Raw genomic sequence first — 20,649 nt, 5'->3', positions numbered from 1 at the left:
AATGCTTACCTGCCCAAGCCTTTCACGATGGCGGTCACATTATGGCGCACCATTTCGTCGTAGCTTTTGACGCCGGTACCGTCCGCGATGAGCGGCTCTCCCAGCCGGATGCCGGTATCGTTCGTCAACGTTTGCAGGATCTTGGGATTCGACTCTTTCTCCGGGAAAATCGCCAAAACCTTTTCCTTCTTGAGAGTCGTGACCAGCGCCGCCAGTTCCTTGGGATCCGGCATTTGTTCCCTACTAAGGCCCTGCACCGGGTGGGCGGTGAAGCCGAAGTCCTTGCAAAAATAATTGAACGCCGCGTGCGCTGTCGCCAGATGCCGGCTGTCTCTGGGGATTTTTGAAATCTCGCGTCTCGTCCAGCGCTCCAGCTCATCGAGTTTTTTCCGGTAAGCTTCGGCATTCTTCCTGAACTCTTCCGCATGCTCCGGTGCAGCATCGGCAAGCGACCCGCTCACGATTCCCGTCGCCCGGCGGAACAGATCGATCGAGTGCCACCAGTGGGGGTCGGTTTCGTGTTCGTGGTCGTGATCATGCCCTTCGTGGTCGCAAGCTCCCTCCAACGCCGGCAAGGTCGAGCCCACCTCCACGAGCACCGCCTTGTTCGCGATGATGGCCTTCAACTTGGGCAGGTAGCCTTCCAATCCCATGCCCGCGACCAGATAAATCGTGGCGCCTTCTGCTTTTTTCAGATCGTCCGGTTTGGGCTCGAAGTGATGGGGATCGCCGTTCGGACCGATCAGATCCACCACCTCCACCGACCCGCCGCCCACTTGTCTGGCGATGTCTCCCAGCAGGGGATGCAGCACCGCGACCTTCAGTTCTCCCGCCTGCAATGGAAACAGGCCGAGCAGGATTGTGGCGAAAAAAACACGAAACATGGCCGGAACCTGCCGCGTATTTCGCGATTCGCAAGTAAATTGCGTTTACTTGAATATTGCCAGGACCGGCCGATGGTCGGATGCCTTGTTCCATTCCTCGTCGTCGATGATTTTCGCCGCGGGAAAATCCACGTCTTTTTTCAACGCGCGGGTGACCATGATGTAGTCGATGCGGGAATAAATGTCCTGGAATTCCCAGTAGTGGGTCCATGCCATCTGGCGGGAGTCCTTCGCGGGGATGGCGGTAAGATAGGTGGGGTCGCTGTAGTTCCCCGTGATGGTCTTGAGACTCGGACTGGCGCGGGTGTCGTTGAAATCGCCGTAAACGACGAGGCGGGCGTTTGGATTTTCCTTGAGGATGGAGTCCACATGGCGGCGCAGCAGGCGGGATTCGTGGAGGCGCATGGCTTCCTGGTCGCCTTGTTCGACATCGCGTTTGGATTTCAAATGCACGCCGAGAAAACGGTAGGATTTGCCGCGGACTTCGAGCGTGGCATCAAGGATGCCACGGTTGATCGCGAAGGTCTGCCCATCGAGCTGGTAGCTGGTTTCCGACGGCTTGGCGGTGGAAAGAATGGGAAACCTGGAAAGCAGGCCCAAGTGGCGCACGGGATCCGAACCGCCGGTGAAATGGGTGTGGGGAAGGTTCAGGCCCGCTGTCTTGAGACGTTCCTGAAGATCCGCGAGATCCGCCGCGGTGCCGACCTCACAGAGGCCGATGATGTCAGGCGAGTGGCGGACCAGCATCCGGACGACATCCTGCTTTTCCGATTCCGGTTTGGGCGCGCCCTTGATGGATTTCCGCTCCACGTAGCGGTCCATGGTCAGCCAGTTCTGGACGTTATAGGTGACGAAACGGAGACCGGTGTTACTTGGTGTCGCAGGTGCGGAGGATTCCGCATGTCCGGTTTTCGCAGATCGGGAATTCTCCGGCAGGCCTGCCTGCGCCGCGAGTGGCTGCGGCGGGGGAGGGGATCCGGTTGCCTCCGAGGAAGTCGGAAGTTCCGCAGCAGGAGTATTCCAATCCGGAGTCTTGCTCTTCTCGCAAGCGGTGCAGAAAAGAACCGCCGCAGCAAAAACAGCCCCAAGGATTCTTGGGGCTCGTATCGATGTCAAATTGAGAAGGACGCGCGAACGCATCCTGACTCAGGACTCGCGTGGTTCTTTGCCGGGAACTTCCTTCACGCGGGTTTCGGTCTCCGCGCGGGTGATTTCATGCTCGAACTCGTCACGTGCCTTCTTGAACTCACCCATGCTCTTGCCGACTCCGCGGGCAAGCTCGGGCAATTTTTTTGCTCCGAAGAGCAACAAGATTATGATGAAAATCACAACCATCTCCTGCATTCCAAATGATCCCATAGTTTTGTGGTGTTGTTGCTGGTAGGGTAACGTCGCAAAACCTGCTTGCAATTCATTTACTTTCGAATAAGCGACGAATTTTCTGAGGACGCTGTTTCGAAGGCGGCGATTTTTACGGAATGGGAGGAGGCGTGCGGTGTTTCTTACGGCGTTTCGTCATGAAAAGAGCGAATCCCAAAACGACTGCGACGGGCATCAGCAGGAGTCCCAGGGTTATCGAGATCACGATCCATTCCTGTATTCCGATGTTGCTCATGCGGGTGTTTCAAGCAGTCAATGACACACCGGGCAGGAGTTCAGGGAGGTGAAGAAGTCGTTCCCCTTGTTGTCCACCAGGATGAATGCGGGGAAATTCTCCACCGTGATCTTCCACACCGCTTCCATCCCGAGTTCCGGGAAATCGACCACTTCCTGGGAGCGGATATGATCCTGCGCGAGCAAGGCGGCTGGTCCGCCTGCTGAACCGAGGTAGAAACCGCCGTGCTTGTGGCAGGCTTCGGTGACTTGTTTCGAGCGGTTTCCCTTGGCCAGCATGACCATCGAGCCGCCGTGGGATTGGAAAAGATCCACATAGCCGTCCATCCGCCCGGCGGTGGTGGGACCGAAGGAGCCGGATGGCATGCCTGCCGGGGTTTTCGCCGGGCCGGCGTAGTAAACAGGGTATTTCCGGAAATATTCGGGCAGTTCGCCGGTATCATCGAGGATTTCCTTGAGTTTCGCATGGGCGATGTCGCGGGCCACGATGATGGTGCCTGTCAGGGCAAGGGCGGTGGTGACAGGGTATTTGGAAAGTGTGTTGAGCGTTTCCTCCATGCCGAGATCCAGATCGATGGGCACCCCCTTGAACTTCCAATCGCGGAATTTCTCCGGGATGAAGCGGCCCGGATTCTTCTCCAGTTTTTCCAGGAAAAGACCGTCCTTGGTGATCTTCGCCTTCGCTTGGCGGTCCGCCGAGCAGGAGACGCCGATGCCCACCGGGCATGACGCGCCGTGGCGGGGGAGACGGATGACGCGGACGTCGAGCGCGAGATATTTCCCTCCGAACTGCGCACCGATGCCGATCTGCCGGGCGATCGCGAGGAGTTCCTTTTCCAGTTCCACGTCGCGGAACGCCTGGCCGTGTTCGTTGCCCGAAGTCGGCAGGGCGTCGTAATAACGCGTGGAGGCCATTTTCACCGTTTTGAGGCAGTTTTCCGCCGAAGTACCGCCGATGACAAATGCGAGGTGATAAGGCGGGCAGGCCGCCGTGCCGAGGGATGCCATTTTCTCGGTGCAGAACTCCTTGAGCCGCTTGGGATTGAGGAGCGCCTTGGTTTCCTGGTAGAGGAAGGTCTTGTTTGCCGATCCACCGCCCTTGCTGACGAAGAGGAACTTGTAGGAATCTCCTTCCGTCGCATACAGGTCGATCTGCGCCGGCAGGTTGGTCTTGGTGTTGACCTCCTCATACATGGTGAGCGGGGCGGTTTGAGAGTAGCGCAGGTTCTCCTTTGTGTAGGTGTCGTAGATGCCCTTCGACAGAAATTCCGCGTCGTCACAGCCTGTCCAGACCTGCTGGCCCTTTTTGCCAATGATCGTCGCCGTGCCGGTGTCCTGACAGAAGGGGAGGATGCCATTCGAGGCGATTTCCGCATTCTTCAGAAGCATCAGGGCAACCATGCGGTCGTTTTCGGATGCCTCAGGGTCTTCCAGAATTGCTGACACCTGGGCCAGATGAGAGGGACGGAGGGTGAAATTGATGGCCTTGATGGCTTCCGCCGACAGCAGGGTGAGCGCCTCCGGGGCGATCTTCAAAATGGGCTTGCCGTCGAATTCGGTTACTGAAACGTGGTCCGAACTGATCCGCTCATACTCAGTGGTGTCGGGGCCGAGAGGGAAGGGATCCTGATAGAAGAAGGGCTTGTCGGACATGGCGTGCGCCCATTTCTAGCTGCGTCGGCGGAGCGGTGCAAACCGTTTCATCGGGCGACGGCAATGTGCGAAATCGCCGGGGGAAGCGGGAAGAATGGGCTGTCATCGGTGGTTCACAGGAGGTGGATTCGTGTCCGTGGACAAGATGGTGACAGGTTGTGAATAACCCGGACCAAGCTTGTTCACGGGTTATTGACATCGATTCCACAGTTCTGCGGGAGCAAGGGAATTCACTCCCTGCCATTGGAAAATTATCGGAAACGGCTGAGGCGCGTCGATTCAATCAATAGATTTAATCGTTTGTTTGGATTTTATTAACGTTTGATCCTTCAGTTTGAATGGATTCAATGACTTCGAAATGGGGCACCGGTTAGGAGTTGATTAAAAAGTAAAAATTACTCATGATTAAAGGTATTAGATAATTTTTACCAAAAAAAATTAGGTGTTGCGATTGTTTGAGAAGTTGACTAATCATTCGATTGAATCGAACGATTGAATCGAATGATTGCTTTTTGTTATTATAACCGATCTCTTTCTACTTGGATCATGTGGCCGGGTGTATCCTCGCATGAGAGGTGAACCGCCTTGGGCTTCCGTAATTTTTCCGGCGTGGAGATCAATTACGTCCCCCGAAGTTTTTCGTAAATTTCCCTCCGCCGGGCTTGCGGCGGGGAGGGCGGGGGGGTAAACGCCGTTCGTCATGGCCAAGAAACCTGTAGTGCTCATCATTCGCGACGGCTGGGGTGTGAATCCCGGGGGAGAAGAAACCGCAAAAAAGGACGGAAACGCGACCCTGCTCGCGAAGACGCCTTTCCACGAGGTGATGTTCGCCAAATATCCGAAAGGTTTCCTCAGCGCTTCCGGCCTTGATGTCGGCCTGCCACCGGGGCAGATGGGGAATTCGGAGGTCGGCCACCTCAATCTCGGAGCCGGCCGCATCGTTTATCAGGATCTGACCCGCATCAACAAATCCATCGACGAAGGCACGCTCGGGAAAAACCCCGTCTTCGTCGAAGCCCTTGAAAAGGCGAAATCCAGCCGTCTCCACCTTCTCGGCCTCGTGTCCGACGGAGGCGTGCACAGCCATCAAGACCAGCTCATCGCCATGGTGAAGCTGGCGAAGGAAGCGGGTGTCGAAGACATTTTCATCCACGCCATCACCGATGGCCGTGACACCTCGCCGACCGGCGGCGAAGGATTCGTCGCGAAGGTCGAGGACGAGGCGGCGAAATCCGGCGCACGCATCGCCACGGTGATCGGGCGCTATTTCGCCATGGACCGCGACAAGCGTTGGGATCGTGTGAAGCTGGCTTGGGATGCGATCGTTCTGGGCAAGGGCGAAAAGCGCGAGGTGCTCGCTAGCGAAGCCATCGCCGACTACTACCGCCTGGACAAGACCGACGAGTTCATGCCGCCGATGATTTTCACGGAGGCCGACACCCAGCGCGTCCGCGACGGCGACGTCGTCCTGTTCTTCAATTTCCGCTCGGACCGTGCCCGCGAACTTTCCGAGGCGTTCCTCTATCCTGACTTCGACGGCTTCGACCGCGAGGTCACGCCGAAGATCCACTTCGTCACCCTGACCCAGTATGATGAAAAATACGGTTGTCCGGAAATCTTCTCCGCCCAGACGCTCGACATGGTGCTCGGCCAGACGGTCGCAAACGCCGGCATGACCCAGATGCGCATCGCGGAAACCGAGAAATACCCGCACGTCACCTATTTCTTCAACGGCGGCGAGGAAGTCGCATACGAAGGCGAGGACCGTGTCATCATCCCGTCGCCGAAAGACGTGCCGACCTATGATTTCAAACCGGAGATGAGCGCCCGCCAGGTGACCGACACCGTCGTCGCCAAGCTCAAGGATTATGACATGGTCATTCTCAACTTCGCCAACCCCGACATGGTCGGTCACACCGGCGTTGTCGAGGCCGCCATGAAAGCCTGCGAGACCATTGATGCCGATGTGAAGGAGATCGCCGAGGAAACACTCCGCCTCGGTGGCAAACTCCTCATCACCGCGGACCACGGAAACTGCGAGTTCATGCGGAATGCCGACGGCTCGCCGAACACCGCTCACACGACGAACCTCGTCCACCTCTTCTACGTCGCGGAGGATGCGGACCAATACACTGTGGCGGACGGGATTCTCGCGGACGTCGCCCCGACGCTGTTGGACATGCTGGGGCTCGCCCAGCCGAAGCAGATGACCGGAAAAAGCCTGCTCGTCCGCAAAACGGACCAACCCGTCAGAAAAGCGGTGAAATCCGCCGCGAAGCAGGCCTCCGTTCCCACACCCGTTGCCAAACCAGCGGCGACGCTGCTCGAGAAGAAGAAATCTCTTGTGAAAAAGAGCAAGGGTTCGCTGAAAAAGTGGAGCCGCTGAGCCTCGGATCACGTATTTGAAGCGCCGGAACGTTTCCGTTTCGGTGCGGATGAACCCCCGGAGAAGTTTCAGAACACTCCGGGGTTTTCATTTCTCCGCATTTCAGGGAAAGCGGGCCGGCGTCTTTACGAGCTGCCTTGAGTCTCAGGCCTTCGGCAGGAAGTAACCCCGCTGTTTTTCTGAAATGGGAAGCGCCAGCTTCTCCATCACCGCCAGCATGTCCTCCCACACCTGGCGTTTCACGTTGGTGCTGCCACCGCTCTGGAGCAGGTAGCTGGGATGATAGGTCACGCGGAGGGGCGTGCCGGAAATCTCGTGCCACTTTCCACGCATGGACGTCACGGAACCTTCCAGCCGGAGCAACCCTTCCGCCGCGGTGCCGCCCAGGGCGATGATGCACTCGGGTTTCACGATGCCGATCTCCGCGCGGACGAACGGCATGCAGGCCTCCATTTCCTCGGGGGTCGGTTTGCGGTTGTTTGTCGTTTGTTTCGCCGTGGCGGGGCGGAATTTCACGATGTTGGAGATATAGACCTCCTCGCGGGCGATACCCATCGCCTTCAGGATATCGTTCAACTTCTGTCCGGCCGGACCCACGAATGGTTCGCGCTCCCTTTCCTCCTGGTAGCCCGGAGCCTCGCCGACCAGCATCACGCGTGCCTCGGGGTTTCCGGTGGAGAAGACCATCGTGTCACGCAGGGATCCCAACGCTTTCGCCGGACCCCAGTTCTCCGCCTGGAGACGCAGGGAGGCGAGTTGTTCCCCGCGGGTCGATCCGGTGATGGAAAGCTCGGTGGAGACCACCACGGGCTTTGTCTCCTCGAGGGAAATTTCGATGCGGGGTTTCTCCACATTTGCCACCGAAGGCTCTTCCCGGACGGGCATGGGGGCGGGTGTTCCTCCGGACTTCGCCAGGGCGAACACCTCCCTCAATCCTTCCCGAGCGCCTTCGTCCAAATGGACGTGCGTCACTCCGCGAGCTTGCTCGGCGGCGAGAAATTCCAACAGGACATCGACAGGACGGATCACGCGGCGGACGCTAGCGGGTTCCCTGGTGCGGTGCAACCGTATCCTTCCCATTGATGGTCTGTCCGTGCTTGCGCTTGCGGCTCGTTGGAAAATGGGGCATCTTCGGGCCCAGCATTCGTCATGTCGCCCAAGCAACCACTTTCCGCCCCGCGCTGGTACTCCGCCCCGCGGCTGTGGCGCACTCTCATCCGGGCCGCCGCCACGGCCGGGCGCAAGACGCTGCTCGCGGCCTTGACGCTTTTTTACTGTCTGCAGGATCGCGACACACCGCCATGGGCGAAAGGTGTCATCGTGGGAGCGCTGGGCTACCTCGTCCTGCCCACCGACCTGATCCCGGACATCATTCCCGGCGCGGGATTCACCGACGACTGGGGTGCGATCGTGGCCGCGCTAGGGACCGTCGCGGCCTATATCAAGGATGAGCATAAAGCGAAGGCCTCGGCCCAGGTCGGACGCCTGCTTGGTTCGCCCAATCCACCACCGCCACCCGAATTTTTCGAATAAAAACCGGTCTGGTTCAGTATCACTCCGCGATTCTTCATGAAACCGAAATTCCTATTCCTCGCCACACTCCTCATCGGTGCGTCATACGCCTTTGCCGAGGTTTCCATCGATGAGGAAGCTTTCGGGAAGAGTCTTGGCGGGTGGAAACGCAAGGGAACCGCCGCGGAATACCCTCTCTCAGGTGCGGACTACCGGACCTACAAGCCGGAAACCAGCCCCACACCGGATGGTGGCATTTTCATTTCCGTCCGCATCGATCACGTGCGCGGCTGGCTTGCGACCAATGACCATGCGAACCTTGAAATGACCGTGAATTCCAAGGGGGCCATCTCCTCCGCGCAATCCACCCTCGCCATCCAGGGGCAGTCGATCAAGAGCGATGTCATCCTTGGCGGCAACGAAGCGGGAAAAGCCATTCTCAGTCCCGAAGGTGCGGTGCAGATCGGTACCGATCTCGTCGCGAACCTCACCGCCAAGCTGCTCCGTGAAAATATCGTCGAGGCTGGCCGCGTTTCGTTTCCGGCCGTGCTCAGGCACAATTACAACCGGCTTTTCCAAGCGATCCGCGTGGATGGATTCCAGATCCTGCCAAACGTTCCGACCGCCACAGTGGTGCCCGACACGTCGAACCCGGATCCCGCCGCTGCCACCACGACCCAGACCCAGTCCGTGCCGCCCGCACCAGCGACGCCACCCACGCCTCCGCCCGTACCAGCAACGCCGCCGCCAGCTCCCGCGTCCCCGCCAACGCCCGCTCCGGAAAAAGCCAAGGAACCGGAGCAGAAGCCATTGGAGATAAAACCCTATTTCTGATCCGGTGGAATCCCGGGCCGTTCGTCAGCCCCGGGGGTGGAATTGCTTGTGCACCGCCTTGAGCCGCTGCCGGTCCACGTGTGTGTAGATCTGGGTGGTGGAAATGTCCGCATGGCCCAACAGCTCCTGGATCACCCGCAGGTCCGCACCGCCCTCCAGCAAGTGTGTCGCGAACGAATGCCGCAGCAGATGCGGGTAGATGTTTTGTTCAATGCCGGCGAACCTCGCACGCTCCTTCACGATCTGTCTCACCCGGTCCGGTGACAAAGCTCCGCCGCGGACACTCAGAAAAACGTGGGACGAGGTTTTCTTGGTCACCAGGCCGGGTCGCTCGTTGGTTAGGTAATTCTCCATGGCCGCCAGTGCTTTTTTACCGACCCTCACCACCCGGGTCTTGTTGCCTTTGCCGGTGATGCGCATGAATCCTTCCTCGAAATCCATCATCTCCAACCGGACCTTGCACAGCTCGGAAAGCCGCAGCCCGGATGAGTAGAACAATTCCAGAATCGCCAGATCCCGCCGTCCCAACGGCTGTGAGGGGTCGATCGAGTCCAGCAATTTCCCAACCTCCGAAGCATGCAGGGTTTCCGGCAGGGTCATGTCCGGGCGCGGTGCGAGCAGTGGCTCGGCCGGGTTCATTTCCAGCGTTCCCTTCCGCGCCAGCCAGCGGAAAAACACTTTCAGGTGCACGGTCGTGATCCGCAGGGACGCCGCGTTCAGCCCTTCCGCTTTCCGTTGCACGAGAAACGCCGCCAGCTCGTCGGTGCCGATGTCCCGCAGCTCCATGCGGCGGGATTTCACCCATTTCGCCAGAGCATCCAGCGTCTGCCTGACAGAGGACTGATAAGCATCGGAAAGCCCGCGCTCCGTGGCGAGATAGCGGATGAACCGGTCGGTGTGGGATTCCATTTCGATTCCTGACCCTCGCCCGATTCGATAATAAGTAAAGTCCGGGACTTGATCTCAGACGTTGAAGGGGAGACCAGATGCCGGTTTACGGCTCCCCCTCCACTTTCAGGCGGAAATAGCGGTTGGAGGTCAGGGGAGGGGTGAGGACCGCGCGCAATGTATTGGGGAATTCCGGATCCGCTTCGAGGTTTTCGACGAATTCCGACCAAGGCGGGGCCAGATCTTGGGAGGATTCCAAAGAATACCGGACCGTCCCCAAACCGGAAAGACGTTGGAAGGTAACCCACAAGACTCCTTCCGTTCCCTTCGCCCGGATCGCGCCTGCGGCGGGATCGTCCGGGGTGGTGGGATTTCCGCCCGTCGCATATTCGAGGAAATTCGACCGACCGTCGGAATCCGGATCCGCACCGGGCAACTTCATCAGTGGATCGGTAATGGTCGGGAATCCGGACAGCCAGGTGCCGAAGCTGCCCACCGGGGGAGCGGTGGAAGTGGTGAATTTCGACACATCAAGACGGTTTCCCACCAGCAGCTTGGCATCGGCAAGATGCAGCGAGAGCAGTGGTTCCAAACCGGTGGGGGATTCAGGTTCGAATACCTTGCCGGGGAAACGTGCGACAAGAAACTCACCGCCCGCGGTCCGGATCAGAAGGGACACGGTCTGGCCCGCACAGGGGGAGGTGGAGGTCACCGGGGATTTCACGGCGATTTCGAACCCTCCCGGCGCTCCGTCCACACCTTGGCCGATCGCGCACTGCCCGCCGAAAGGAGTGAAGGATGTGGTGATTCCGGAAAGACCTCCATGCGAAGCGAGATCGAGGATCTGGTCATCGCTCATCCCGGGAAACGCACCCACATGGACTTGGGTGCTCGAAACGAGAGGAAGGCCCGCCAGCGATGTGAGCGGTGCCTGCGGGTGGCCGGGATCGGCCACAGAGGTGATCACCACGGTTCCGGCCCATAGCCGGGATGAAAGCAACCCTGTGAGGAGAACGGTTTGAATTGTCCGGGACATGGGTGTCAGTATGCTGAAAGCGTGAGCTTCAGGCGGTAAAAGAAGCGGGTCTGGCCCGCGGGGAGTGTGAATTTCACCACTCCATCGACGGGTGGGGCCGAGCCGAATGTCGTCCATGAACTCAGGTCCGTGCTGGTTTCGATCGCCATGTTGATGTCGCCCGGAAGTCCGGGCGGAATATTCAGTCCGACCGTGGGCAGCTCCGCAGTGAGAGGGATCTCATCGGGTTCGGGCTCGGCAGGAAGGACCGGTATGGGAACCGCCGGAGGTGCCACACTTCCTTCGACCAAAACATGTCCGGAATCCCCCTCACGCCTCAAGATGAGGGTGGACAGGAAATCCAGAGGTTGGATTGATGCGGTGCTGTCATCGACCCCTACTTCCCGCCAGCCGGAAAAATCGGGCTGTGAGAGCCGATAAAACGGGCCGCGATGGATTCCGGTGGTCGGTTCTTCGAAAATGAGGAGATCGGAGCTCTTGGCATTCGGACCGCCGATGACCGGATACGGACCATTCGAAGGGAACAATCGATCAAGCGATGCCGAGAGATTCAGCGGCAGGGAGAACACGTTCGCCCCGGAACGGACCGGAAGCAGGATCGCATCCGGGCTCATCTCGCCAGCGAGGGCGATACGGATTGTTCCGGGAGAGCGTCTGACGATGTAGAAACCGTAGGGAAAATTGAAAACAGCGTTGCTTGCGTTGGCTTCAATGTCCTTTTCCTCCCAGCGGTTGCGGATCGAGTGGAAAAAGTAAACGCGTTCCTTTTGGAGTTCAGGATCCCAGATCACCACATTGTCAGCGGTGCCGGCATCGATACCGGCTCCCAAACCAAAGCGGTTTCCCGTTCCCAATAAATCCGACAGTTGCGGATGGGATCTCATCGTGACGAGATCCCCCGGCCTGATCCAGGGGGTGACGTCTTCGGTGCAGACGATTGCGGAAGGGAGGAATTCCCGGATATTGGCGATATACCCCCTGCCCGCACCGCTGAGAACATGCAGGTAGTATTTCCTGTCCGCAGATGGATTTTCCAGGTTTCCCGATGGGAAGCTATGGAAGGAAAGACGATCGCCAGCGACATGCATGGCCACCCCCCTGAAACGTGTTTCCGGTAACAGTTGGATTCCCAAGTAGGTACGGGCCGGGATGGAAGGCTCGGACGTTCCAGCCACCTTGACAGTGTAAATTCCACGCGGGGTGGTGAATACCGCTTCCTGCGCGAGGGACGCGCCTGTCATCAGCAGGCTGGTGATGAAAACCAGGCAGCGGCGTGCGACACGCCGGAACGAGGGGCGGGGGACGGGAGCAGGGAGTCGGTGGAAGTCCATGAAGGGGGGCTCGCCCGCAAGCTAGTCATTTGGGGATGCTTGCCAAGGATTGCTTTGTCCCCAGCGCGATACGGACTCCCGCGTCACGGGGAGAATTGCATGGCGGACGAGAGTGGGGAAATCCTCCCGCCTGCCCGGAACCGCGTGAATTCCAGACAATCGGGGAAATTGGTTTCGATGTTGTAGAACAACCCTCCGCAGGTTCTTTTACTTCAGCCATGCTTTCCATCCCCAAGTTCGCCCTCGCCATCTCCGTGGCGGTTCCATGCATCCAGAGTACGGCCTTCGCAAAGGCGGATCCACAGGTGGAGGCGGCGGTGCGGGCGGTCTATCCGGCGCTGGTCCGCATCCATGTGGTGGCGGAGGAGGGCGGCGCGGGCCGCATGCAGAAGGGGCGTGCGAGCGGTTCCGGCACGATCATTTCTCCCGATGGCTACATTCTGACCAACCACCACGTGGCGGGCCGCGCGACACGCATCACGGTGCGGTTGGCGGACCGCCAGGAACTGCGGGCCACATTGGTGGGTACGGATCCGCTGTCGGACCTCGCGGTTTTGAAGATTGATCGGAAAAACCTCCGCGATCCGGAGGCGCCGCTGCCGGTCGCGAAATTCGGTGACAGTTCGACGCTTGAGGTGGGCGATGCGGTGCTGGCGATGGGCAGTCCGGCGGGTGTTTCGCAATCCGTCACGCAGGGCATCGTCGCGAACACCGAAATGATCGCACCCGGCGGAGCGATGCGGTTGGACGGTGAATCGGTGGGTGAACTGGTGCGCTGGATCGGCCATGACGCGGTGATTTTTCCGGGGAATTCCGGTGGTCCGCTGGTCAATCTCCAGGGCGAGATCATCGGAGTGAACGAAATCGGCATCGGCAGTCTGGGCGGGGCGATTCCCTCGAATCTCGCGCGGAAAGTGGCGGATGAGCTGATCGCGACCGGCCAGGTGAAGCGGAGCTGGGTGGGCTTGAACGCACAGCCGTTGCTCAAGTCGACGGACGCGAAGGCCGGGATCCTCGTGGGTGGAACCATCAGCGGATCACCTGCTGAAAAAGCGGGGCTGAAGGCGGGTGACATCATCACCCGCTGCAATGGCACGGACATCGCGGCGTCCCGTGCGCCGGAGGATGTCCCGGTGTTCAACCGGATCTTGTTGGAAGCGGCCATCGGCTCGGAAGTAACCTTCGAGGGAGTGCGCGACGGTCAGCCGATGACATGGAAGGCCGTCAGCAACGTTCGCGAGCCTGCCGAACCGCGGGAAAAGGAACTGCTTTCGTGGGGCGTCACCGCACGGGACCTGACGGAGTTGAATGCGAAGGAGCTCCTCCGCGACGACAACAAGGCGGTGCTCGTACAGAGCATCCGGCCCGGAGGTGCCGCAGCGGCTTCGAAGCCCGCGCTCGTTCCTGGCGACCTCATTGTGGCGGTGTCGGACAAACCGACGCCGAATCTGGCGGAACTCATGAAGGTCAGCAATGAAATCACCGAAGGCAAAACCGAGCCGGTGCCTGTTCTGGTTTCCTATGAGCGGGACGGCCGGAGTTACCTCACCGTTGTGAAAATCGGACCCGAACCGGATGCTGACAAACCCGGCCTGGTGAAAAAGGCATGGATCGGCATCGACACCCAGGTGATTTCCTCGGACCTCGCGGGAGCACTCGGCATTCCCGGAGCGAAGGGCGTGCGGGTGACGCAGGTCCATCCCGGCACCAGCGCCGAGAAGGCGGGATTGAAGACAGGAGATCTCCTCTTGAAGCTCGATGGTCAGGTGATCCCGACGTCACGCCCCGAGGAATCCGATGTCTTTCCCGCCCTCATCCGCCAATACAAGATCGGCACGGAGGCCGCGCTCAACATCCGCCGTGGTGCGGAGGATCTCGTCATCAAGGTGCCGCTCGACGCCAGCCCGGAAGGAACCTCCGAACTGGATTCCCATGAATGCGAGACTCTGGAGTTCACCTCCCGCGACCTCGGCCAGGCGGACCGCGTGAGCGAGAAACTGCCGGAGGATTTCAAGGGCGTGCTCATTACCAATGTCGCTCCCGCAGGCTGGGCCGCTCTGGGAGGGCTTGCTCCGGGGGACATCCTGATCTCCGCGGATGGCAAGCCGGTGGATTCCATCGAAACCCTGAAACCAATCCTTGCGGATCTGGAGAAAAACAGCAGAAGTCCCATAGTGCTTTTCGTCCGGCGGGGAATCACCACCCGTTACATCGAGCTGGAACCGGGCTGGTGAGCATCATTCCTGCTAAATATGAAAATCGTTCCAACCGCGCTTCTCGGAGCGGCATTGTTTTCGCTCAATAGTTGCGTGGCCGCCTGGATGACCCAGACAGGGAAGAGCGAAACCATTCCCCGCACGCGGTCCGAGGCCGTTTCCACCTACGGTCAGCCCGTCATCTCCCGCAAGCTCGCCAAAGACTCTCCTGTTCAAAACGATTTGAGATGGACCACCCCCGACGGCAGCAAGCGTAGGACCGGAGGGATCCGGTCCTACGAAATCTACGAATACAAGGGCTTGATGAAGGATAAGGAATTCGGCAACTCGGCCGCGATGGCCAACGCGCTCACCTTGGGAACTTCGGAAGCCATTGCCATTCCAAGTGCGATTGTGAACCGGGCGGCCGGAGTGACCAAGACGCATCGATTCTTCGCAGGATATGAGGGTTCCGATCAAATTGTGATATTCCGTCGAATCGAAAAAAATACCAGGTTTGCCACCCTCCTCGAAAAATACCCGGCTCCGGTTGATCGCTGATTCTCCCAAAAAAATAACTTAAAATCTTATCAAACCGCATCACTTCATGAAACCAATCCTCCCGCTTTTCGCCGCGCTTCTTGCCTCGCCTCTCGCCATCGCGGCCGATGGTCCCCTCAAGGAAAAGGCGCTCGCGCTCTCCGCTTCCAATAAGGACTCCGTGCTGTTCCTCAGCGCGGTGGTGGAGATCGAGGTGACGGCAGGGGACAATCCTGCGAAAAAGGAAGAAAGAAAGCTGGAGATGCTTGGCACGGTCATTGGAAAGGACGGCCTCATGGTGGTGCCGCTCTCCACGCTGGACGTCGCCTCGACCATCGATGGCCGCATGGTGAATGGTCCCCAGGGGCCGATGAAGCTCTCCGCCAAGGGCACGACGAAAGAAGTGAAGATCCTGATGCCCGATGGTTCGGAAACGGCTGCCAAGGTCTCGTTCAAGGATACCGACCTCGACCTCGCGTTCATCCGTCCGGAGAAGCCCGAGGAGGTGAAGCTCACTCCTGTCGATACCGCGAACAGCGCGCCGATGGCGGTGCTGGACGACGTCATCATCCTCGGAAGATTGGGCAAGGATCTCAACCGCGAACCGGTGGTGATGACGAACGAGGTCATCTCGCTGATCAGCAAGCCACGCACTTTTGGAAAGATCGCCACACAGGTGCTGGGCATGCCCGTATTCAACAAGGATGGGAAATTCCTCGGCATCGGTATCAACCGGTTCACCCCCAAGAGCGACAGCGAGCAAGGCCCCGCTCCCTCGAACGTCGTGCTGCCCGCCGCGGATCTCCTGGAGTCCGCCGCGCAGGCGAAGTGAGGCGACTTCGGAGCGCGGCGGCAAGGCCACGACCGGTCTAGCGCTCCGACTTCAGCCGCGTGAGGATCTCGATCCTTCCCGTATCGACGGAACGCGATACGATGCGGTCCGTTGAAACGGAGAGGAGCGTGTCGCGGATCACATCGCTGGCTTTGTAGGGTCCGGAGGCGCGGGTTTTGATATCATAGGTTTCCACCACATCCCCGACGACCCGCCAGCGGCTGGTGAAGGGGATTTCCGGCAACACGAAACTGACGCCATTGGTTTTCTTTTTGATGAGAAGCACGCCCCGTGCGGAACCGTCCGGGTTGAACTGCTTGATCATGCGGCTGTCGATGCCGTCACGCTTGACCTGGCAGGACCAGGTGCCGGGAACCGTCGAGGTGAACAGGCGTCCGAGTTCACCGGGAGATTTTGTGCCAGTCGGAAGCGAACAGGCGGCGAGGAGGGTGGACAGCGCGACAAGCGCGAGCCAGCGGAGGACCCGTGAAATCATGGTTTATTCTTTGGTGGTGGGGAGGCGAGTTCGGTGACGGGGGTAACCTGGAAGTGTTTCTTCGCACTCCGGTAATAGGCGGCCGCCGTCAGTCCGGCCGCGCGGTCCACCATCTCTTCGGGGTAGGTGGAGCGGATGACGACCATCGGGGCGTAAGCGGCGAATTTTTCCCCTCGCTTTGTCCGGACCTCGCCGAACCGTCCGATGGTACCCATCGCGAGAACGGCGGGATCGGGTTTCGCCGGAGCGGATTTGCCGACGATGCCTTCTTCGATCTTCTTTTCCATGGCGGCGATGTGCTCCTTGGCCGGTTTCTGGCCCGGACGGACACCCGGGATGCGGATCACAACCGGCACGCCTTCCGGATTGGCAACAGGTGCGACGGAGGTGTGGATGCACGAGGGAAGAAGCGCCGCGCAGAGCAGCACGAGGGCGTGTTTCATGCGGAATGCAATCCCGCAGGTTTCGAAATGCCAAGGAGCAAGTCACCGCGCCACCATTTTGCGATGGGGCGCGGCGCCGGCCGTGTGCGGTCTGTCACGGAGTGTATGCTTCCAGCTCGGAGAGGAATCCGAAGGTCTCGCTGTACTGGTCCTGCTTCGGATGGCTGTCGATGAAGGTCGCGCGGACGTAGCGGACTTGTTTGGCGGCGAACCGCGCCTGCGCGGTTCTTGCCTTCTTCCGGGGGAATTCGTTGCGACCGACTTCGGTAAAATTCTTGCCATCCTCGCTGACCGAAACCGCGACTGTTTTCGTAGCTCCGACATCCGGCGTGCCATAGTTGATCACGTGGATTGGTTGGACGGAGCCCAGATCGACCGTGACGGTCTTTGGGAAATCCGGCGATTCGCTGGTGGCGTAGCAGGTGGAGGATTCATTGCCCCAGGTGCCGTCTGTCAGGCCGGAGTCCCAGTTGTGGGTGTTCGGGTGGCTGGATTGATGCGGTTTGCCGACGGAAACCTTGTGGCCCAGGGTGGGATCGTTCGGCCAATGCGTGTTGAATGCTCCGGCGGGAAGGCCTTCCTTGTTGATGAGATTCGGCTCGGCGGACTGTGACCAGGCGAAGCGGGCCCGATCAGGCTTCGCGACGGCGGAGCTGGTCAGCAGGATGGTTTTCCCGTCAGCGGAGATTTTAGCATCCGCAGGCTTGTAGTCGCCATCGATGCCGGCGATCTCAAACAGGGTGGGGGACTTGCCATCGCGCGTCGCGAGACCGCCTCCGGTATGGTCGAAGGCGATGGCGATGCCGCCATCGACGGCCTTGTACTGGGAAAACAGCGGGCCGGATTTCACAATGTCCTTCTTCCCGTAGGTATCGGCGAGCGCCCACAGCGCGAGGCGGCGGGCGATGTCACCCTTGTTCGTCGGGTGGATGTCGCGGATATTGCCGATGTCATTGGTGACGGCCATGCCGGTGTGGGGGATTTTCAACACCTCCTGCTGCGCCCACCAGATTTCGGGGAGACCGTTCGCACGGTTGCCATCATAATTGAAGGGCGCGAGCTGGACGAAAAGGAACGGTGCGTCCGCCGCCTTGAACTGCTTGCGCCAGCCGGCGATGAGCGCCTGCATTTTCGCGGTGTAGGCCATGCCTTCCCCGTTGTTCGATTCGCCCTGGTACCAGAGGAAACCCCGCAGCGCGTAGGGGACGAGCGGATGGATCATCGCCTGGTAGGTTCCCACTTCCGAACCCGAGCCGAGCTTGAGGAGTTCGGGGGCTTTCGGCATCTCGGGGGCGGGGAGGGAGTTGTCCAGCGCCTTGGCCGCTTCATCCGCCCAACTGCGGACCGCCGTGATGTAGTTGCGGTAGGGCTTGTCATACTCGGGGAAGCCGGGGCTGCGGGCGAGTCGCTCGTTTCTCGTTTTTTCCAGTTCCGGAATGCCTTCCAGACCTTCTTCCGCCCACCATGGCTCGATGCGGGAGCCACCCCACGAGCTGTGGATCATGCCGATGGGCACCTTCAGTTCCTCGGCGAGTTTTTTACCGAACAGGTAGGCGACGGCTGAGAAATCCGCCGCGTTTTCCGGAGTGGCCGGCTCCCATTTGGCTTTCACGGTCTCCTGGCGCACGCTGTTGACCACCTTCGGCACGCTGAAAATCCGCATTCCGGGCACTGGGCCGCTTGCCGCTTCGTCCTGATCTTCCTTCCGCGTGCGCTTGATGATGAATTCCATGTTGGACTGCCCGCTGCCGAGCCAGACCTCGCCGACGAGCAGGTCTTTCACCTCCACGGGCGGGAGCCCTTGTTCCGTCACTCCCATCGTCCGGCTTTCCGCGTTCGCTGTCATGGGATCGAGCGATACCTGCCAACGTCCTCCCGCATCGGCGGTGGTGGTTTTGGTTTGTCCGCCGAAGGTGACACTCACGGATTTGCCAGCGCTGGCGCGACCCCACACGGGCACGGGTTTGTCGCGCTGGAGCACGCCGCCGTCTTGAAACAGGGGGGCAAGGGTGATTTCCGCCGTCGCCGACTGCGCGACAAGCAGTACCACCAACCATTGGGTCTTGGATGTGAACATGGTCCACTCCTACGCAATCGCCCGCCGCCGTCTAGCGAATCATTTGGTGAAATGGTTGTCATAATCCGGACGGATGTGGAAATAATGATTGCTTATCGGGGGGTTTGCATCCACTTTTCGGGTGAAACCTCATAATATAAGGTAATTAACTAAGGAATATGCTGCCTGAGCACGCCCCGTTTACTTCAAGCCAACGCCAAGCGTTGGACTCGCTCCTTTCTGGTCTTGATCCTGTCCAACGCGGCTGGCTGAGTGGCTTCCTTGCCGCATCCGGAAGCTCCGCTCCGGTGTCATCCGCTGCTCCGGTGGCAGGTGGGAAATTGACCGTGCTCTACGGAACCGAATCTGGAAATTCCGAGGTTCTTGCGGACCGTGCGGTCAAGGCTGCCAAGAAGCGCGGCTTCCAGGCGGTGATGAAAAACATGTCGGAAGTCTCTCCGGCCGATCTCGCGAAGTCGCCGAATCTCTTCGTCATCGTCTCCACCTGGGGGGACGGCGAGCCTCCGGAAACCGCGGTTGGTTTCTACAAGGAATTCATGAGCGCCGACCTCAAGCTCGCGAACGTGAAGTTCTCGGTGTGCGCGCTCGGCGATACGGCATACGAAAAATTCTGCCAGATCGGCAAGGATGTGGATGCCCGCCTTGAAGCGCTTGGCGCGGCGCGCGTTTTCGCCCGCCAGGATTGCGATGTGGATTATGAGGACAGCTTCGCCACGTGGCTGGAGGGTTCTCTCTCCTCGCTCGCACCCGCCGCTGCCGAGCCCGTTTCATTCGTCGCTGCCGTTGCCGCCCCGGCGGTCGAGTATGGGAAGAAGAATCCATTCCCCGCCGAGACGATCGAAAATCTCGTGCTCAATGGCGAGGGATCGTCGAAGGAAACCATCCATATCGAGTTTTCTCTTGCCGGCTCCGGGCTTTCGTATGAGCCGGGCGACGCGCTTGCGGTTGTCCCGGTCAATGCGCCGGATGTGGTGCGGGGGGTTCTCCAAGCCGCCAAGCTCACCGGAAACGAAGAGATCGAGGTGAAAAATGTTGGCACGAAGCTTCTTGCCGACGCTCTTCGCGAGGACTTCGACATTACCGCCCTGTCCCGCGCCGTTCTCACCAAACTCGCCGAAGCCGCGGACTCCGCCACGTTGCGCGCGTTGCTTGCCGAGGATTCGAAGGAGCAACTCAAGGAATACAACTACGGCCGCGAGATCGTGGACGCCCTCGTGGACTTCGCTCCACACGGTCTCTCCGCCGCCGCCCTCACGGGCATCTTCCGCAAGCTGCCGCCGCGTCTTTACTCCATCGCCTCCAGCCCGCTCGCTCATGAGAACGAGGTGCACCTCACCGTCGCCGCCGTCCGCTATGATTCGAACGGCCGCTCGCGCAAGGGCGTCTGTTCCACCTACCTGGCGGATCTGGTGAAGTCCGGCGACACGGTCCCGATGTTCATCCAGCCGAACAAGAATTTCCGCCTTCCCGCCGATGGTTCCACACCGGTCATCATGGTCGGACCAGGCACCGGCGTCGCGCCGTTCCGTTCGTTCATCGAGCATCGCGCGGCCCTCGGCAGCAGCGGGAAAAACTGGTTGTTCTTCGGAGACCAGCATTATACCTACGATTTCCTCTACCAGTTGGAATGGCAGGAATATCTCAAGGACGGGGTGCTCACACGCCTCGACGTCGCCTTCTCCCGCGACCAGCCGGAGAAAGTCTATGTGCAGGACCGGATGGTCCAGCAAGCCGCCGAGCTCTATGAGTGGCTCGAACAAGGCGCCCATTTCTATGTCTGTGGCGATGCGAACCGCATGGCGCACGACGTGCACGAGGCGCTCATCTCTGTTGTGGAATTCCAGGCAGGCATCTCCCGCGAAGCGGCGGAGGCCTATGTGGAAAACCTCAAGAAAACCAAACGCTATCAACGCGACGTTTATTGAATC

General features: G+C 59.6%; 19 protein-coding genes. 7 read left to right on the top strand and 12 right to left on the bottom strand.

Annotated elements, in window-relative coordinates; genetic code table 11:
* Nucleotides 1-5: 5 nt before the first annotated feature.
* From JIN84_RS21175 to JIN84_RS21155, 5 genes are all read right to left on the bottom strand, one after another.
* Nucleotides 6-884, bottom strand: coding sequence for a metal ABC transporter substrate-binding protein (locus JIN84_RS21175; RefSeq protein ID WP_200353099.1), 879 nt, complete (start codon nt 882-884; stop codon nt 6-8).
* Nucleotides 885-929: 45 nt separating this feature from the next.
* Nucleotides 930-2,000: an endonuclease/exonuclease/phosphatase family protein gene (locus tag JIN84_RS21170; RefSeq protein ID WP_200353098.1), complete on the bottom strand. Its 1,071-nt coding sequence runs from the start codon at nt 1,998-2,000 to the stop codon at nt 930-932.
* A 30-nt stretch (nt 2,001-2,030) separates the two neighbouring features.
* On the bottom strand, nt 2,031-2,228 hold the full coding sequence (locus JIN84_RS21165) for a Sec-independent protein translocase subunit TatA/TatB (protein ID WP_200353431.1): 198 nt from the start codon (nt 2,226-2,228) through the stop codon (nt 2,031-2,033).
* A 127-nt stretch (nt 2,229-2,355) separates the two neighbouring features.
* Complete coding sequence (locus tag JIN84_RS21160; RefSeq protein WP_200353097.1) at nt 2,356-2,499, bottom strand: hypothetical protein; 144 nt, start codon at nt 2,497-2,499, stop codon at nt 2,356-2,358.
* Between the two features lie 17 nt (nt 2,500-2,516).
* Nucleotides 2,517-4,151: a fumarate hydratase gene (locus JIN84_RS21155; RefSeq protein WP_200353096.1), complete on the bottom strand. Its 1,635-nt coding sequence runs from the start codon at nt 4,149-4,151 to the stop codon at nt 2,517-2,519.
* A gap of 700 nt (nt 4,152-4,851) precedes the next feature.
* Here JIN84_RS21155 and gpmI point away from each other — a divergent pair.
* Entirely contained in the window at nt 4,852-6,537 is a 1,686-nt protein-coding gene (gpmI, locus tag JIN84_RS21150; RefSeq protein WP_200353095.1) for a 2,3-bisphosphoglycerate-independent phosphoglycerate mutase, read from the top strand.
* Between the two features lie 144 nt (nt 6,538-6,681).
* On the opposite strand, the gene JIN84_RS21145 is transcribed toward gpmI, so the two are convergent.
* Nucleotides 6,682-7,566 carry a uracil-DNA glycosylase gene (locus JIN84_RS21145; RefSeq protein WP_325099626.1) on the bottom strand — a complete coding sequence of 295 codons (885 nt, stop codon included), beginning with the start codon at nt 7,564-7,566 and terminating at the stop codon, nt 6,682-6,684.
* Between the two features lie 120 nt (nt 7,567-7,686).
* On the opposite strand from JIN84_RS21145, the gene JIN84_RS21140 reads away from it, so the two are divergent.
* Both JIN84_RS21140 and JIN84_RS21135 read left to right on the top strand, forming a co-directional pair.
* A complete protein-coding gene (locus JIN84_RS21140) occupies nt 7,687-8,070 on the top strand; it encodes a YkvA family protein (RefSeq protein ID WP_200353094.1) in 384 nt (127 codons plus the stop codon).
* 36 nt (nt 8,071-8,106) lie between these two features.
* The gene (locus JIN84_RS21135; protein WP_200353093.1) at nt 8,107-8,883 is read left to right on the top strand and encodes a hypothetical protein; all 777 of its coding nucleotides are present in this window, start codon (nt 8,107-8,109) and stop codon (nt 8,881-8,883) included.
* 24 nt (nt 8,884-8,907) lie between these two features.
* Here JIN84_RS21135 and xerA read toward each other — a convergent pair whose 3' ends face one another.
* The 3 genes from xerA to JIN84_RS21120 all read right to left on the bottom strand — a co-directional run bounded on the left by xerA (nt 8,908) and on the right by JIN84_RS21120 (nt 12,138).
* Nucleotides 8,908-9,792: a site-specific tyrosine recombinase/integron integrase gene (xerA, locus tag JIN84_RS21130; protein ID WP_200353092.1), complete on the bottom strand. Its 885-nt coding sequence runs from the start codon at nt 9,790-9,792 to the stop codon at nt 8,908-8,910.
* Between the two features lie 85 nt (nt 9,793-9,877).
* On the bottom strand, nt 9,878-10,807 hold the full coding sequence (locus JIN84_RS21125) for a hypothetical protein (RefSeq protein ID WP_200353091.1): 930 nt from the start codon (nt 10,805-10,807) through the stop codon (nt 9,878-9,880).
* A gap of 5 nt (nt 10,808-10,812) precedes the next feature.
* On the bottom strand, nt 10,813-12,138 hold the full coding sequence (locus tag JIN84_RS21120) for a hypothetical protein (protein ID WP_200353090.1): 1,326 nt from the start codon (nt 12,136-12,138) through the stop codon (nt 10,813-10,815).
* Between the two features lie 218 nt (nt 12,139-12,356).
* Between JIN84_RS21120 and JIN84_RS21115 the strand changes: the two genes are divergently transcribed.
* From JIN84_RS21115 to JIN84_RS21105, 3 genes are read left to right on the top strand one after another with little or no spacing between them, the layout of a single operon-like run.
* Nucleotides 12,357-14,372, top strand: coding sequence for a PDZ domain-containing protein (locus JIN84_RS21115; protein ID WP_200353089.1), 2,016 nt, complete (start codon nt 12,357-12,359; stop codon nt 14,370-14,372).
* Between the two features lie 18 nt (nt 14,373-14,390).
* Nucleotides 14,391-14,894 carry a hypothetical protein gene (locus JIN84_RS21110; RefSeq protein ID WP_200353088.1) on the top strand — a complete coding sequence of 168 codons (504 nt, stop codon included), beginning with the start codon at nt 14,391-14,393 and terminating at the stop codon, nt 14,892-14,894.
* A gap of 46 nt (nt 14,895-14,940) precedes the next feature.
* Entirely contained in the window at nt 14,941-15,705 is a 765-nt protein-coding gene (locus JIN84_RS21105; RefSeq protein ID WP_200353087.1) for a S1 family peptidase, read from the top strand.
* Nucleotides 15,706-15,742: 37 nt separating this feature from the next.
* Here the strand turns inward: JIN84_RS21105 and JIN84_RS21100 are convergent, their stop codons facing one another.
* From JIN84_RS21100 to JIN84_RS21090, 3 genes are all read right to left on the bottom strand, one after another.
* Nucleotides 15,743-16,201 (bottom strand): hypothetical protein, encoded by a 459-nt coding sequence (locus JIN84_RS21100; RefSeq protein ID WP_200353086.1) that lies wholly within the window; start codon nt 16,199-16,201, stop codon nt 15,743-15,745.
* Nucleotides 16,198-16,644, bottom strand: coding sequence for a hypothetical protein (locus JIN84_RS21095; protein WP_200353085.1), 447 nt, complete (start codon nt 16,642-16,644; stop codon nt 16,198-16,200). The genes JIN84_RS21100 and JIN84_RS21095 overlap by 4 nt, the downstream gene beginning before the upstream one ends.
* A gap of 94 nt (nt 16,645-16,738) precedes the next feature.
* The gene (locus tag JIN84_RS21090) at nt 16,739-18,721 is read right to left on the bottom strand and encodes a sialate O-acetylesterase (protein ID WP_200353084.1); all 1,983 of its coding nucleotides are present in this window, start codon (nt 18,719-18,721) and stop codon (nt 16,739-16,741) included.
* Nucleotides 18,722-18,879: 158 nt separating this feature from the next.
* On the opposite strand from JIN84_RS21090, the gene JIN84_RS21085 reads away from it, so the two are divergent.
* Nucleotides 18,880-20,646 (top strand): assimilatory sulfite reductase (NADPH) flavoprotein subunit, encoded by a 1,767-nt coding sequence (locus tag JIN84_RS21085; RefSeq protein ID WP_200353083.1) that lies wholly within the window; start codon nt 18,880-18,882, stop codon nt 20,644-20,646.
* The last annotated feature ends 3 nt before the right edge of the window (nt 20,647-20,649 follow it).

The sequence above is a fragment of the Luteolibacter yonseiensis genome, from assembly GCF_016595465.1.
In the GTDB taxonomy this organism is placed as follows: Bacteria; Verrucomicrobiota; Verrucomicrobiia; order Verrucomicrobiales; family Akkermansiaceae; genus Luteolibacter; species Luteolibacter yonseiensis.
This window is presented reverse-complemented; position numbering and strand designations above follow the sequence as displayed.